11 protein-coding genes are annotated in these 15156 nt (G+C 71.5%); 7 read left to right on the top strand and 4 right to left on the bottom strand.

The window, feature by feature from the left end:
• Positions 1-414 precede the first annotated feature (414 nt).
• Entirely contained in the window at positions 415-864 is a 450-nt protein-coding gene (locus ACFYW9_RS19820; RefSeq protein WP_389151702.1) for a PTS glucose transporter subunit IIA, read from the top strand.
• A 77-nt stretch (positions 865-941) separates the two neighbouring features.
• Positions 942-2612 (top strand): phosphoenolpyruvate--protein phosphotransferase, encoded by a 1671-nt coding sequence (gene ptsP, locus ACFYW9_RS19815; protein WP_351862607.1) that lies wholly within the window; start codon positions 942-944, stop codon positions 2610-2612.
• A gap of 78 nt (positions 2613-2690) precedes the next feature.
• Here ptsP and ACFYW9_RS19810 read toward each other — a convergent pair whose 3' ends face one another.
• Positions 2691-3584: a hypothetical protein gene (locus tag ACFYW9_RS19810; RefSeq protein WP_351862606.1), complete on the bottom strand. Its 894-nt coding sequence runs from the start codon at positions 3582-3584 to the stop codon at positions 2691-2693.
• Between the two features lie 25 nt (positions 3585-3609).
• Complete coding sequence (locus ACFYW9_RS19805; RefSeq protein WP_389151698.1) at positions 3610-4818, bottom strand: MFS transporter; 1209 nt, start codon at positions 4816-4818, stop codon at positions 3610-3612.
• Between the two features lie 111 nt (positions 4819-4929).
• On the opposite strand from ACFYW9_RS19805, the gene ACFYW9_RS19800 reads away from it, so the two are divergent.
• The gene (locus tag ACFYW9_RS19800; RefSeq protein ID WP_389151695.1) at positions 4930-6249 is read left to right on the top strand and encodes an aminotransferase class I/II-fold pyridoxal phosphate-dependent enzyme; all 1320 of its coding nucleotides are present in this window, start codon (positions 4930-4932) and stop codon (positions 6247-6249) included.
• Here the strand turns inward: ACFYW9_RS19800 and ACFYW9_RS19795 are convergent, their stop codons facing one another.
• Positions 6250-8217 (bottom strand): acetoacetate--CoA ligase, encoded by a 1968-nt coding sequence (locus ACFYW9_RS19795; RefSeq protein ID WP_389151692.1) that lies wholly within the window; start codon positions 8215-8217, stop codon positions 6250-6252.
• A gap of 213 nt (positions 8218-8430) precedes the next feature.
• On the opposite strand from ACFYW9_RS19795, the gene ACFYW9_RS19790 reads away from it, so the two are divergent.
• Positions 8431-10806: a TIM-barrel domain-containing protein gene (locus tag ACFYW9_RS19790; protein WP_389151689.1), complete on the top strand. Its 2376-nt coding sequence runs from the start codon at positions 8431-8433 to the stop codon at positions 10804-10806.
• Between the two features lie 3 nt (positions 10807-10809).
• Here the strand turns inward: ACFYW9_RS19790 and ACFYW9_RS19785 are convergent, their stop codons facing one another.
• Complete coding sequence (locus ACFYW9_RS19785) at positions 10810-11346, bottom strand: NUDIX domain-containing protein (protein ID WP_389151686.1); 537 nt, start codon at positions 11344-11346, stop codon at positions 10810-10812.
• Between the two features lie 242 nt (positions 11347-11588).
• Between ACFYW9_RS19785 and ACFYW9_RS19780 the strand changes: the two genes are divergently transcribed.
• The 3 genes from ACFYW9_RS19780 (at position 11589) to ACFYW9_RS19770 (ending at position 15139) form a co-directional block, all read left to right on the top strand.
• A complete protein-coding gene (locus ACFYW9_RS19780) occupies positions 11589-12035 on the top strand; it encodes a Zn-ribbon domain-containing OB-fold protein (protein ID WP_389151683.1) in 447 nt (148 codons plus the stop codon).
• Between the two features lie 28 nt (positions 12036-12063).
• On the top strand, positions 12064-13254 hold the full coding sequence (locus tag ACFYW9_RS19775; RefSeq protein WP_389151679.1) for a lipid-transfer protein: 1191 nt from the start codon (positions 12064-12066) through the stop codon (positions 13252-13254).
• 241 nt (positions 13255-13495) lie between these two features.
• Entirely contained in the window at positions 13496-15139 is a 1644-nt protein-coding gene (locus tag ACFYW9_RS19770) for an EAL domain-containing protein (RefSeq protein ID WP_389151676.1), read from the top strand.
• Positions 15140-15156 lie beyond the last annotated feature (17 nt).

Genomic DNA, 15156 nt, shown 5'->3' with positions numbered 1-15156 from the left:
TTCGGTCTTGCGTTTCCGACTCTATCAGACCGTTTCCGTATCCGATTTCCTCGGTGCTTTCCAGGTAATCCGCTCTCGCGTTTCCCTTTCCGGCGAGTCCAAACTCTATCAGTCCTTTTCCCTCTCGCTGACCACCGTCCCGCAGACATGCGGAACCATGACCCCGAGATAGGATCTGACAAGTTGGGTGCTGCCGGGCAACGACGCCTTGGTCACGCCGCTCAGCCTCAAGCAGGAGTACGACTCTACATGGGGTGCGGGTGCAGGCGCAAATCGTTTGCCCTGTCCTCTACGGCGCCAACCGGGATCTCTCGTACGGAACCGGCACTTCATATGACATACCCTGCTCAACAGTGCGCTGTCCGGGACAGGCAGTGACGGCCCGTATAGATCTCCACCCCTCGGAGGCTTCCCATGACCACCGTGACGTCCCCTCTTGCAGGACGCGCCATCGGACTCGCCGCGGTACCGGACCCCGTCTTCTCCGGAGCGATGGTCGGCCCCGGCACGGCGATCGACCCCGTGCGTGAGCCCTCGGAGGCTGTCGCCCCCGTGGACGGAGTGATCGTCTCCCTTCACCCGCACGCGTTCGTCGTCGTCGACGGTGAGGGCCACGGCGTACTCACGCACCTGGGTATCGACACCGTGCAGCTCAACGGCGAGGGCTTCGAGCTGCTCGTCAACAAGGGGGACACCGTGACGCGCGGCCAGGGTGTCGTGCGGTGGAACCCCGCCGCCGTCGAGGAGGCCGGCAAGTCCCCGGTGTGCCCGGTCGTGGCCCTCGAAGCCACGGCGGACTCCCTCTCGGACGTCCGTGAGGACGGCGATGTGAAGGCCGGCGACGCGCTCTTCGGCTGGCAGTGACATCGACGCTGTCCTGGACGGCGCTTCGACAACCATCACGGCGGCGGTACACGCCGCACTATTCGGAGACGGGTGAGATGGAGACAACGCTGCGAGGCGTCGGCGTGAGCCACGGTGTGGCCATCGGCGAGGTTCGGCACATGGGAACGGCGGTTCTCGAACCGCCTGCCAAGCAGATCCCACCGGAGGACGCGGCCCGCGAACAGGCACGCGCCCGCAAGGCTGTGGAGGACGTGGCGGCCGACCTGATTGCGCGCGGCAATCTGGCGGGGGGCGAGGCCCAGGCGGTACTCGAAGCCCAGGCCATGATGGCCCAGGACCCGGAACTGACGGCTGACGTGAACCGGCGGATCGCCGTCGGCAGCACGGCCGAGCGCGCGGTCTACGACGCGCTCGCCGCCTACCGGGCGCTGCTGGCCGGCGCCGGTGAGTACCTCGCCGGACGCGTGGCCGACCTCGACGACGTGCGGAACCGTATCGTCGCCCGGCTGCTCGGTGTGCCCATGCCGGGCGTCCCGGACAGCGACGAGCCCTACGTTCTTATCGCGCGTGACCTCGCGCCCGCTGACACGGCACTGCTGGACCCGACCCTGGTCCTCGGCTTCGTCACCGAGGAGGGCGGGCCGACCAGCCACAGCGCGATCCTGGCGCGTGCGCTGGGCGTGCCGGCCGTCGTGGCGCTCCCGGGCGCGGGTGAGCTCGCCGAGGGCACGGTGATCGCCGTCGACGGCAGCACGGGCGAGATCTTCGTGGAGCCGAGTGCGGAGAAGAAGGCGGAGCTGGAGGCCGCGGCGGCGCGGCGCAAGGCGGCACTCTCCGCCTCGACGGGCCCCGGTGCCACCTCCGACGGGCACAAGGTGCCGCTGCTGGCCAACGTCGGCGGCCCGGCGGACGTACCGGCGGCCGTGGAGGCCGGTGCCGAGGGCGTCGGTCTGTTCCGTACCGAATTCCTGTTCCTCGACGACAGCAAGACGGCGCCGTCCGAGGAGAAGCAGGTCGAGGCGTACCGCCAGGTGCTCGAGGCCTTCCCCGAGGGCCGTGTCGTGGTGCGGGTGCTGGACGCGGGCGCGGACAAGCCGCTGGACTTCCTGACGCCGGCCGACGAGCCGAATCCCGCGCTCGGCGTGCGGGGCCTGCGTTCGCTGCTCGACCACCCCGATGTGCTGCGTACGCAGCTCACCGCTCTCGCGAAGGCTTCCGAGGGGCTGCCGGTCTATCTCGAGGTGATGGCTCCGATGGTCGCGGACCGTACGGACGCCAAGGCGTTCGCGGACGCGTGCCGTGCGGCCGGGCTGCGGGCGAAGTTCGGCGCGATGGTGGAGATCCCGTCGGCCGCGCTGCGGGCGCGGTCGATTCTCCAGGAGGTCGAGTTCCTGTCCCTGGGAACCAACGACCTCGCGCAGTACACGTTCGCCGCCGACCGGCAGGTGGGCGCGGTGTCCCGTCTCCAGGACCCGTGGCAGCCGGCGCTGCTCGACCTGGTCGCGCTGTCCGCCGAGGCGGCGAAGGCCGAGGGCAAGAGCTGCGGTGTCTGCGGTGAGGCCGCGTCGGACCCGCTGCTGGCGTGCGTGCTGACCGGTCTGGGCGTCACCTCCCTGTCGATGGGTGCCGCGTCGATTCCCTATGTGCGGGCGACACTGGCGAAGTACACGCTGGCCCAGTGCGAGCGGGCGGCCTCGGCCGCGCGTGCCGCGGACACGGCGGACGAGGCGCGCACCGCGGCGCAGGCGGTGCTGTCGGGCGAGTAGCCGGACGGCGCCTTCGGGCGACAGCGGTTTTCGGTACGGAGGGGCGCTCCATCTGCGGACGGGGCGCCCCTTTCGTGTTCAGTGCGTGTGGCCCGTCCCGTTCCCCCCGTCTCCGAGGTCGGGCGGTACGCAGTAGTCGACGCCCGATTCCGGGGAGACCAGATCCCCGGAATCGAGGTCGGTGCAGTAGGCGTCGAACACCTCTCCCGCGGTGAGGGGCTCCAGGTCTTCGCCGCGCAGGCGCCATCCGTAGACACGGTCGGTGGTGTCGGGTGCGGTGGTGCGCATGACGAGTCCGCAGGCGCTCCGGGTGGCGATGCCGAGGGCCAGGACGGTGGTGAATTCGAGGGCTTCGGATTCGTCGAGGCATGTCGTGCCCTCGATGCGTCCCTCCGTCCGGAGTACGGCGACGAGCGTGTCGGGGGCGGAGCTGACGCTGCACACGAGATGGAGTTCTCCCGGTCCCGCGGTGTCCACCACCCGGGTGAGGAGGTGGGCGGCGCGGATGAAGGAGGCTCGGCCGATGTCCTCGCCGCAGGTCGCGCAGGTGCCGATGCGGGCCAGGAGCGTGGTGGCGTACTCCCAGGTGGCCCGGCGGACCGCTTCGTCGACGAGGTCCGGGACCAGTTCGTCGAGGGGCTGTCCGTCGTAGGGGACGGTGGGGCCGGTCGCCGCCAGTTGGGCGGTGAAGCGGGTTCGGCTGACCGGGGTGTCGGGTTCCAGGCCGCTTTCGGCGCAGAATTCGGCGTATTCCTCGGGGTCGAAGAGGGCCACTGTGGTGTGGCTGCCCTGGGCGGCGAGCGTCTTGAGCAGGGCTTCGACCTGCTGGAGATAGGTCGTGTGGTCGTCGAAGGCGAAGGTGCGATAGCGCCGCATCGCCCGGAAGTCCTGTTCGTCGGTCAGCAGGCCGATGGTGCCCGCGATTTCGCGGCGCAGGACGCGTCGCATGGTGTGGTGCTGGGTGTGCGCCATTGAATTTCCCCCTGTGCGCAGTCGATCAATGCTCACTCACAGTAACGGGCGGCACTGACAACGCGGGGCGGGTGAGCCGGTCGCGCACGAGGCGGTGCTGGAACACGCAGGTCGTGGCTATGGTCGCGCCGAAGAGAGTCCAGCCGAGGGGACCGGCCGCGATGGCTGCTGTGACAGCGAGTGGCCCGACGCTGCGCTGTACGGCTTGCGCGAGTCCGTGGACGCCGAGGTAGCCGCCCTGCGCGGTGTCCGGGGCGAGGGCCACGGAGAGTTCCCACGAGACGGTGGCATGGAGCATCTCCGTCACCGTGAAGGTGACCGCCGCCGCGGTGAGGAAGAGGGTCACGGCCACGGTTCCGCCTGTTGCGGAGAGCGCCAGGACGACGCCTCCGAGGGCGAAGAACACGGAGAGCGGGACGAGGAGGGCACGGGCCGCGGCAGTGGTGGCGCCGAGCCGGGACAGGGGGACCTGAAGGGTCACGACCATCACGTTGTTCAGGACCATCAGCAGGGGTGCGAGGCCGTGAGGAGCCTGTTCGGAGTGGGCGACGCACAGCGGCAGCCCGACTTTGAACACGGCGTCGTCGAGGAAGAGGACGGCCTCTGTGGCGACGTAGGCGAGGTAGGTGCGGTCGCGCCACGGGCCGGCGGGGCGGGGCGCGGGAGCCGGGTCCTTCGATGAGGCGATCGTGCGGGCGGCCGAGGGCGGTTCGCCGCAGCGGGCTGTCGCGAGGGCGACGGCCACGAAGGAGACGGCGTCACCGGCGAGCAGCCACTGGTACGCGGCGGTGGTGCCGATGGTGAGGGCTCCCGCCGCGGCGAGGCCTCCGAGGGCCCAACCGGCGTTGGCGACGGTGCGGTTGACGGCTTGGTAGCGGACGCGGTCGGGGCCCGAGACGCGGGTGGCGTACAGCTTGGTGAGGACGTTGGCGGCCCGGTCGCCGAAGCTGCCCGCGGCGGAGTACGCCAGCAGGAGGGCGTAGTCGTCCGTGGTGAGCAGTGCGAAGGAGGCGAGGGCGCGCAGGAGTTGGAGCGCGATCAGCACGTGGGTCAGGGGCAGTCGGTCGGCGAGGCGCCCGCCCAGGGGTGCGCCGGCGATTCCGACCGCTCCGGCCGCGGCCGCGAGGGTGCCGATCTGTGCGACCGAGAGACCGGCGACGTAGGTGAAGTACAGGACGGAGACGGATGCCCACAGACCGCTGCCGATGCGGTCGACCAGGGCGATCCAGAGCATTCTTCGGCCGTCGAGGCCTCCTGGAATGCGCGTCGACCATGCGGCTGCGCGACGCATCGGGCTCACGACTCCCCCTTGCTCCTTTATATGTATTGATACATACTTAGTAACGTGGCAACACAATATTCGATCAGTGGTACGACGGCCAAGGGAATTGCCGCGTCCGTGGAACGAGGCGTGACCGAAGGCGCCCTGGAACCGGGCACGGCGCTGCCTCCGGTGCGCGGCCTGGCCGAGCGGCTCGGCGTCAGTCCCGGAACGGTCGCGACGGCGTACAAGGAACTGCGGCGACGGGCGATCGTGGTGACCCGCGGACGCGGTGGGACCGTGGTCGCCGCCGCGCCCGCGGTGGCGTCACGGCGCCCACCACGCGTGCCGGACGGACTGCGCGACATGGCGGGCGGGCATCCGGATCCCGCGCTGCTCCCCGTCCTGGTGCCGCCGTCGCGGCTCTCCCCGGGTGCCCGCTCGCATCGCGGCACGCCGCGTCTGGCGCGACTGGAGGAGGCCGTACGCGACTGGCTGGAGCCCGACGGGGTGCCGTCGGAGCATGTGACGTTCGCTCATGGCGCGCTCGATCTGATCGGGCGGTTGCTGTCGGTGGAGCTGCGCCCGGGGGACGCGGTCGCGATGGAGGACCCCGGCTATCACCATCTGCTGGACCTGGTCACGGCGCTGGGACTGCGCACGGTTCCGGTCGCGGTGGACGACCAGGGCATCCGGCCGGATGCCCTGAGGACGGCTCTGCGGACGGGGGTGCGCGCGATGGTGTGCAGTCCGCGGGCGCAGAATCCCTGCGGCGGCAGCTTCTCGGCGGGGCGGCGGGACGCGCTCGTCGACGTGCTCCGGGAGGTGCCCGATGTGCTGGTCGTGGAGAACGATCACGCGTCGTCCGTCGCCGGCGTACCGCTGCGCACACTGACCGCGGGCGGGCTGAACCGCTGGGTCCATGTGCGCACGGTGAGCAAGTTCCTGGGAACCGACCTGCGGTGGGCGGCCGCGGCATGTGACTCGACGACACTGGCACGGCACGACGGACGCATGCTGCTGACGTCGGGCTGGGTCAGTCACCTGTTGCAGGAGACGGTGCTCGGACTGATGACGGACGAGAGCACGCGCGCGTTGGTAGGGCGTGCCCAGGAGACGTACACGCTGCGCCGGGACGCGCTGCTCCGTGAGTTCGCGGACCGCGGCACACAGGCCCACGGCGTGAGCGGGCTGAACGTCTGGGTGCCCGTGCGGGACGAGTCGGCGGTGGTGAACGGGCTGCGTTCGTACGGATGGTGGGTCGCGGCGGGCGCGCGTTTCAGGACCTCGGCCGCGCCCGGTGTACGCATCTCGGTGGCGGAACTCTCAGCCGCCGACGCCGTGCGGCTGGCCTCCGACTTCGCCGCCGTGCTCGGCGAGTCGGAGGCCACCTACGGAGGCTGATCAGCCGCGCTCGCGGGCCAGCTTCTCGTAGAAGCGCAGAAGTTCGACGTTGTCCACGGAGCCGACGTTGACGGCCTTCTCCATGGAGGCGCCCTGGAGGAGGCGCTTGACCGGGACCTCGATGCGCTTGCCGGTCAGGGTGTGCGGCACTCCGGGTACTTCGATGACCTCGTCGGGAACGTGACGCGGGGAGAGCTGTTCACGGATGGTGCCCTTGATGCGGTTCAGGAGGTCCTCGTCCAGCACGGCTCCGGGTGCGAGATGGACGAACAGCGGCATCCAGTAGCCGCCGTCGGGCTGTTCGACACCGATGACCAGCGACTCCTTGATCTCGGGAAGACGCTCGACGGCCTCGTAGATGTCGGCCGAGCCCATGCGCACGCCCTGCCGGTTGAGCGTGGAGTCGGAGCGGCCGTGGATGACGACCGAACCTCGTGAGGTGACGGTGATCCAGTCACCGTGGCGCCACACTCCGGGATACGTGTCGAAGTAGCTGTCGTGGTAGCGGCTGCCGTCGGGGTCGTTCCAGAAGCGGATGGGCATCGACGGCATCGGGTTGGTGACGACCAGTTCGCCGACCTCGTCGGTGAGGGGCTTTCCACTGGGGTCCCAGGACTGGAGGTCGGTGCCGAGGCCTGCGGCCTGCAGTTCGCCGATGTACACCGGGAGCGTCGGCACCGCTCCGGCGAAGCAGGAGCACACATCGGTGCCGCCGCTGACGGAGGCGATCCACAGGTCCTCGCGGACCTCGTCGTGCAGCCAGCGGAATCCGTCGGGCGGCAGCGGCGAGCCGGTCGTCGCGACGCACCGCACCCGGCCGAGGTCGAAGTCGCGCGAGGGGTGGACCTCCGCCTTGCGGCAGGCCATCACGTACGCGGCGGACGTGCCGAAGAGGGTCGCTCCCGTGCGTTCGGCGATACGCCACTGGGCGCCCGTGTCCGGATAGCCGGGGCTGCCGTCGTACAGCACGATCGTGGTGCCCGTGAGCAGGCCGGAGACGAGGAAGTTCCACATCATCCAGCCGGTGGAGGTGTACCAGAAGAAGCGGTCCTCGGGCCCCAGGTCGCAGTGCAGGCCGAGCTGCTTGAGGTGTTCGACGAGGATGCCGCCCTGGGACTGCACGATCGCCTTGGGGAGGCCCGTCGTGCCGGAGGAGTAGAGCACCCACAAGGGGTGGTCGAAGGGGACCTGCTCGAAGACGGGCTCCACGTCGGCGGAGGTCAGCGCCGACCACTCCAGGGCGTCCTCGGGCGCCTGCGTGCCCAGCAGCGGGATGTGCACGACGGCGTTCAGGGTGGGCAGTTCACGGCGCAGCTCGGCGACCGTGTCACGGCGGTCGTGCTCCTTGCCGCCGTAGCGGTAGCCGTCGACGGCGAACAGGACCACGGGTTCGACCTGCTGGAAGCGGTCGAGGACGCTGCGGGCGCCGAAGTCGGGGGCGCAGGAGGTCCAGACCCCGCCCACGGCGGCCGTGGCCAGGAGAGCGACCACGGCTTCGGGGATGTTGGGGAGATAGCCGCTGACCCGGTCTCCCGGGCGTACGCCGAGGGCGCGCAGCTCGGCGGCCAGGGAGCCGACCTGGCGGCGCAGGTCGGACCACGTCACGGGGACGGACTCGTGGGTCTCGTCGACATACAGGAGGGCCGGTTCGTCCGCGCGGGTCTCCGCGGCGCGCAGGGCGTGCTCCGCGTAGTTGAGGGTCCCTCCGGGGAACCACTCGGCACCGGGCATGGCACGGTCGCCGAGCACGCGCGCGTAGGGGGACGAGAACCGGACGTCGAACCACTCGGTGACGGCCTTCCAGAACGTGTCCAGCTCGTCGACCGACCAGCGGTGCAGGGCCGCGTAGCCTCCGTCGGCCGGCGCTCCGTGCCGTTCGGCCGCCCAGGCCTGGAACTTCGTGACCTGCGCCTGGGCGATGCCCTCGGCGGAGGGCCGCCAGAGCGGTGAGGGGTTCGTGGTGGACATGGGGCGGCTCCCGGGCTGTACGCGTCGTGTGCGTCGGTCGCGCACGAGCGGGGGTGTGCGCGTCACGCGGCTGACACGGACGATGCCATGTGATCGACTTCTTTACCAGGGCACACCGCACATAGTCGGCGGCATGAAGATGTGGCGTGACAACAGGTGAACGGCAGTTGAACGGCTCACTCAACGGACGACGGTAGTGGCAGGGTGAGCAGCATGGACGGTCGTGACCTGGTGCGTTCGGTGAAAGCGGTCGGCTCGGGGGGTACCACTCAGGGGTTGCTCACAGTACGAGCCGCGTGGCGCAGGAGGCGTGCCGACGCCGCCGGGTTGCCGCAGCGGGGGGCCGAGCGGGCACGGGTACCGGGACCCGTGCTCGGTGTGGAGCCGGGCCCCGGTGGCGGGGTCGTCCGCTTCACCCGCTCGGAACTGCGGATCACCGTCACGGTGGGCGGGGCGGTCTTCTGGGGCTGGGACGCGGTCGCGCCGGAGCCGTCGTACGCCCTCGCGGGCCGTTCCCCGGAACCCGACCCGCGGGCCGTTCTGGAACCGGACAAGGACGGCGGCTGGCGCGTCGTGGCCGAGCGGGTCACGGTAGCGGTCTCACGGCACGGCGCGGTCCAGGTCCTCACGCCCGGTGGTGTGGTCCTGCGCCGGGATCTGCCGCCCCGGTGGTGGGAACCCGTCGACGGCGGCGCCGCCCGCTGGATGCAGCGTTCCGAAGTGGCGGCCGACGCACGGTTCTTCGGTCTGGGCGGCCGGGCTGCGGGGCTCCGGCTGCGCGAGGGGACGTACCGGTTGTGGAACACGGATCCGGGACAGGCCTTCGGGCCGGGCGACGATCCGCTGTACCTCACGATGCCCGTGCAGATGGTCGTCGCCGACGCGGGCACGCATCTCGTGTTCCACGACACGTCCTGGGACGGCACGGTGATCCTGCGCGAGGGCAAGGAAGGCGCCGGTTCGGGGCACGACCGGGCCGGATCGTGCGAGCTGCGCATGGACGGCGGACCGCTGCGCTGCTGGATGATGGTGGGGACTCCCGCGCGCGTGCTGCACTCCTGGGCGTCGCTGACCGGTGCCGCGGCTCTGCCGCCCGCGTGGGCGCTCGGGCACCAGCACGCGCGGTGGGGCTTCGGCAGCGAGCAGGAGGTGCGGAGGATCGTCGCGGGCTACCAGGAGCGGGGCCTGCCGCTGGACGCCGTCCACCTGGACATCGACCACTACGACGCCCACCAGGTGTTCACCGTCGATCGCGACAGGTTCCCGAAGCTTCCCGTGCTCGCCGAGGAGCTGCGGCGCGACGGAATCCGGCTGGTGTCCGTCATCGACCCGGCCGTCAAGGCGGAGCCGGGCAACGCCGTGTACGACAGCGGCCTCGCCGAGGACGCCTTCGTCCGGGACTCCTCGGGGCGGCTCGTGCGGGGCGTCGTATGGCCCGGGGAGGCGGTCTACCCGGACTTCACGGCCGCGCGGGCGCGCGCGTGGTGGGGCGGTCTCTACGAGGAGCGGCTCGCCCAGGGGTTCGCGGGGTTCTGGCACGACATGAACGAGCCGACGTCGTTCACGGCGTTCGGGGAGCCGACGCTGCCGCGTTCGGCGCGGCACGCCCTGGAGGGCCGCGGGGGTGACCACCGCGAGGCGCACAACGTGTACGCGCTGGGCATGGCCCGGGCCGCCTACGAGGGCCTTCGTGAACTCGCGCCCCAGGAGCGGCCGTTCCTGTTCTCGCGTTCCGGCTGGGCCGGACTGCAGCGCTACGCGGGAACGTGGTCCGGGGACGTGGCCACGGGCTGGCCGGGGCTGCGGGCGTCGTTGTCCCTGGTGCTGGGACTCGGGCTGTGCGGGGTGCCCTACTCGGGACCCGATGTGGGCGGCTTCGACGGCAGCCCGTCGCCCGAGCTCTATCTGCGGTGGTTCCAGCTCGGGTCGTACCTCCCGCTGTTCCGCACGCACGCGAGTCTGCGGGCCGGGCGCAGGGAGCCCTGGGAGTTCGGTGACGAGGTGCTGGAGCACGCGCGCGTGGCGCTCGTCGAACGACGGCGGCTGCTCCCGTACTTCATGACGCTGGCGCACATGGCGCGCCGCACGGGCGCTCCCTACGTCCGGCCGTTGTGGTGGGGCAGTCCCGAGGACCGGGCGCTGCGCGACTGCGAGGACGCCTTCCTGCTCGGCGACAGCCTCCTGGTGGCGCCGGTGCTGGACCCGGGTGCGGTCCGGCGGACGGTGCAGCTGCCGCGCGGGCGCTGGTACGACACGGTCACCGAGGAGGTGTACGAGGGACCCGCGCAGGTGGTGGTCGACGCCCCCTTGTCACGGATTCCGGTGCTCGCGCGGGCCGGTGCCGTTCTGCCCGTACGCGGTGCCGACGGTGGTCTGGAGCTGGAGGCGTGGGCACCCCCGCGGGGAAGCGGCGGAAGCGGTCTCCTCGTGCCGGACCCGGGCGACGGGTGGGAGGAACCGGAGGCCCAGCGCCATGTGTCCGGCTGGCAGGAGGACGAGGTGGTGGTGCGACGGGCCGACGGCGCGGGGGGCCTGGGCGAGCCGGCGTACCCCGTACGGGTGCGGGGACTCGGGGGACCCCGTCCCTGACCCTCAGATGTACCGCCCGTCGAACCAGGCACGGGCCGCCAGGGTGTGGAGCGGGAAGGCGAGTTCGGCGGGCCGGCGCAGCAGGTGCCAGCCTTCCGTCTCGTCGGTGGCGGCGGACCGCGGAAGTTCGGCGGCGGGGCGTTCCGGGAGGAGCCCGAAGAGCAGCAGATGGCCCGCCGGAGAGCTCATCGCGTCGGCGAGCCGCACTTCCCTGCTCGCCGCGTCGATGCCCGTCTCCTCCTTGAGCTCGCGCACGACGGCCTGCCGCCAGTCCTCCCGGTGGTCGATGAAGCCTCCGGGCAGGGCCACGCCCCCGCGCGCGGGGGCGATGGTCCGGGTGATGACGACCAGGGCGGCACCCTGGTCGTCGTAGACGGGCTGCAGGGCCACCGCGACCGGCAGCGGATTGCGGTAGGCGACCGTGCCGCAGGCGGCGCAGGTGCGGGGCCAGCCGGAGATGCCCTCTCCGTAGGGGGCGCCGCAGCTCGAGCAGTGCGAATCGGGCGCGAAGTCGGCAGGTGGGTGCGGGGTTTCGGACACGTCGCGGACTGTAGTCCATCACCGAACCGGCGTCTTCGGGTTGGCCCCGATGAGGCGCCCGAGGTGGAACGGCTCGGGCGGGGCGGATGGGGCGGCCGAAGGCACACCCCGTGCCGCGGTCCGCCGCGGCCGGCGCTCCGGCGTCCGCGGGCACCCGTCGGTCCGTGCGGACGCCCTGCCCAATCGCCTCCCCTCGTGGCACACTTCTGACGTTCCGTCAGATCGAGTGTCCTGGAGGGACCGTGTCGCGCACACGCACACCTGTCGTCACCGGGTGGTTCACCGGGGAAGGGAACGACTTCCGCCTGCTCGGCACACGGTGCTCGGCGTGTGCCTCGGTGTTCTTCCCCCGTGAGGACGCCTTCTGCCGCAATCCGGGATGCGCGGGCGGCGAGCTGGCGGAGGTGCCTCTGTCCCCCCGAGGACGCGTCTGGTCCTACACGGACAGCCGGTACCGGCCTCCGTCACCGTATGTCACCGATCCGGAACTCGAATGGGAGCCCTACGCGTTGATCGCCGTGGAACTGGAATCCGAGCGCCTCGTGGTGCTCGGCCAGGCGGTTCCCGGGATCACCGTCGCCGACCTGACGGTGGGCATGGAGGTGGAGGTCGTCCCCGGTGTGCTGCACGAGGACGAGGAGACGACCTGGACGACGTGGCACTGGCGGCCTGCAGGGGTGACCGCATGAAGGACTCGGGGCGGACGGGGGTGACGGCATGACCGGTGATGTGGCGGTGCTGGGTGTGGGGATGCACCCGTGGGGCAAGTGGGGGCGCCGTTTCGTCGAGTACGGGGTCGCCGCGGCGCACGCGGCACTGACCGACGCGGGGATCGGCTGGCGGGACGTCGACTCGGTCGTGGGCGCGTCCACCGTGCGCGGAGGCTATCCGGGGTATGTGGCGGGGGCGACGTTCGCGAAGGCCCTGGGGTGGCAGGGAGCACGCGTGGCGAGCGTGTACGCGGCCTGCGCCTCCGGGGCGCAGGCGCTCGGCACAGCACGCGCCCAGATACTCTCCGGCCTCGCCGAGGTGGTCCTCGTGGTGGGCGCGGACGCGGCACCCAAGGGGTTCTTCCGTCCCGCCGGCGGGGACCGGCCGGACGATCCGGACTGGCTGCGCTTCCGTGTCCTCGGGGCGACGAATCCGACGTACTTCGGGCTGTACGCACGACGCCGGATGGCTCTGTACGGCGACACCCCGGAGGATTTCGCCCAGGTGAAGGTGAAGAACGCGGCCCTGGGCGCGCTCAACCCCAACGCCCGCTACCGCAAGCGGGTCACGGCCGAGGAGGTCGCCGCGTCGGCCGTGGTCGCCGATCCGCTGCGACTGCTCGACATCTGCGCGACCTCGGACGGCGGCGCCGCCGTGGTGCTGGCCGGCATGGAGTTCGCACACCGACACGGGGTCGCCGACCCGGTGCGGATCCGCGCGGTGTCGACCGTGTCGCCGCGCTACCCGAACACCGTGCTGGATCTGCCGGACATCGCCACGGACTCGGCGGCCACCGTCGAGCCCGCGGCCGGGACCTTCCGGGCGTCCATCGCCCGGGCGGCTTACGAGGAGGCGGGTATCGGCCCCGAGGATCTCTCGTTCGCCGAGGTCTACGACCTGTCGACCGCGCTGGAACTGCAGTGGTACGAAGACCTCGGGCTCTGCGGGGAGGGCGAGGCCGCCAAACTCCTGCGAGAAGGCGCCACGGCACTCGGCGGACGCGTACCGGTGAACGCCAGCGGCGGTCTCGCCTCCTTCGGAGAGGCCGTTCCGGCGCAGGCCATCGCCCAGGTGTGCGAGCTGACCTGGCAGTTGCGCGACGGTGCGGGTGACCGGCAGGTCGCCGGGGCCCGGGTGGGGATCACCGCGAACCAGGGGCTGTTCGGCCACGGCTCTTCGGTAGTGGCGGTTCGGTAGTCACGCGGCGGCCCCACCGGACCGGAGGGATCCGGAGGACCCGGCCGGCCCGCGGTTGCTCCCTGAGACGCCCCGAGCGCCTTGTCCGACACGGGCCGCACCGCGTGCGCGTCACGCCGGGGAGCCGATGCGCGCGGCGCGCCCGGAGCCTCCTCCACACCTACTGTGACGACCCCGGAATCCTGCGTGAACACCTCGTGAATCGCCCACCGGCGTACCCCGTCGGCGGGACCATGCTGCTGTGCCCTCCTGGACGGATATGGTCCGTTTCGCCTTCCAACCGGTCGTCAATCTGACGACCGGAGGAGTCGCGGCGCTGGAGACGCTCGCCCGTCCGGAGTCCGGCGACATCCTGGCGCGAGCCCGCCGCGAGCCCGAACTGGACGGCCGGCTGGCCGCGTTGGCCATCCGGGCCGCCGCCCGCAGGGAGACGCTGCTCCCCCTGCACGTCAACGTGTTCGCCGGGACACTGGCCGACCTCGGCCGGCTCTCCGCGCTGCGCAACGAGGTACGGCAGGCCGGACGGCTTCCCTGGGAGATCACCGTCGACATCGTCCCGCCGTACATGCACGTGCCGCAGCACGCCCTGCTGGAGGCGGTGGCCGCCGTGCGCGGCGAGGGCTTCCGGATCTGCGCGGACGGGATCGGCGACGGCGACGTACCGCTGCGCCTGCTCACGGATCTCGCCCCGGAGCTGATGAAGCTCGACGTGTCCCTGCTGTCGCGGCCCGCGGCGGTCCGGGCGATGCGGACACTGTGCGAACAGCTCGGCGCGCTGCTGTCCGTCGAGGGTGTCGAGACGGAACTGCAGTGCGCCGCCGCGGTGTCGGCGGGCGCACAGCTCGCGCAGGGCGATCTGTTCGCCCCGCCCGCCCGGCTGCCCTCGGCGGACGTATACGTTCCGGCGCTGTCACCCGCCGTCCGCGGCGTACCCCGGTCCGGGCCGTCCGTGGTGCAGTTCGTCCGCCCGGCCGCGCTGCTGCCGGCCAGCGCGTCGGCCGGAGAGGTCAGGGCCCTGCTCACCGGGTCGCCCGACGTGTCCGGTGTGCTGCTCGTGGATCCGTTCGGGATACCGGTCCGCTCGGTGCACCGGTCACGCTTCCTGCTGTCGATGTCCGGGCGCTACGGGCACGCCCTGTACGCCGACCGGCCCGCCGCCAAACTGGGTGACGCTCCGCGTACGGTCGGCGTCGACGCCACGGCCTGGGAAGTGCTCGACGTCGTCGCGGACGGGGACCGGGACCGTACGTCCGACGATGTCGCGGTCGTCGACCGGTACGGGCGGTGCGTGGGCGTCGTACGCCTCGCGGACCTCGTACGGGCGCTGTCGGAGAGCCGGGTCGAGGAGGCGGCTGGACTCAACCCGCTGACCCGGCTGCCCGGTTCGGACACGATCACCGGGGAGGTGGACCGGCGGATCGCGGACGGCCGGATGTTCGCACTGAGCTGGCTGGACATCGACCATTTCAAGCAGGTCAACGACGGAGCGGGGTTCGCGGCCGGCGACGAGCTGATCCGGGCGGTGGGCCGGATGCTCCAGCACTCGGCGTCCGAGGCGACGCTGGTCGGCCACATCGGCGGCGACGACTTCCTGGTCCTCGCCGACCCCGACACCCTCGACCCGCTGGCCGCGTCGGTGCTCGACACACCCTGGTCCGCGGGCGGCCGCGCGGTCACGCTGTCGCTGGCCACGGTGCTGTGCGCGCCCGGGAGCGTGATCGACCACCGGCAGGCGGCCACCTCTCTGGCACCCCTCAAGCAGGCCGCCAAGGCTCTGGACGGGGCGAGCTGGGTGCTGGGGCGGGCGGGGCTGCCCGGGCATGAGATCCGGCGCGGCACCGGGACAGGTCCGACGGAGTCGTACGGGCAGACGCTGACCGGCTGAACCGGCTGAACCGACCG

Source organism: Streptomyces sp. NPDC002698, from assembly GCF_042888945.1.
Classification (GTDB): domain Bacteria; phylum Actinomycetota; class Actinomycetes; order Streptomycetales; family Streptomycetaceae; genus Streptomyces.
Note: the sequence above shows the minus strand (reverse complement) of the source record. Positions and strands in the feature narration are given on the sequence as shown.

Coding starts and splice junctions, on each gene's coding strand:
- ACFYW9_RS19775 (WP_389151679.1), top strand. CDS start 12,064: ATGACCGGTGATGTGGCGGTGCTGGGTGTGGGGATGCACCCGTGGGGC.
- ACFYW9_RS19820 (WP_389151702.1), top strand. CDS start 415: ATGACCACCGTGACGTCCCCTCTTGCAGGACGCGCCATCGGACTCGCC.
- ACFYW9_RS19810 (WP_351862606.1), bottom strand. CDS start 3,584: ATGGCGCACACCCAGCACCACACCATGCGACGCGTCCTGCGCCGCGAA.
- ACFYW9_RS19790 (WP_389151689.1), top strand. CDS start 8,431: ATGGACGGTCGTGACCTGGTGCGTTCGGTGAAAGCGGTCGGCTCGGGG.
- ACFYW9_RS19805 (WP_389151698.1), bottom strand. CDS start 4,818: ATGCTCTGGATCGCCCTGGTCGACCGCATCGGCAGCGGTCTGTGGGCA.
- ptsP (WP_351862607.1), top strand. CDS start 942: ATGGAGACAACGCTGCGAGGCGTCGGCGTGAGCCACGGTGTGGCCATC.
- ACFYW9_RS19795 (WP_389151692.1), bottom strand. CDS start 8,217: ATGTCCACCACGAACCCCTCACCGCTCTGGCGGCCCTCCGCCGAGGGC.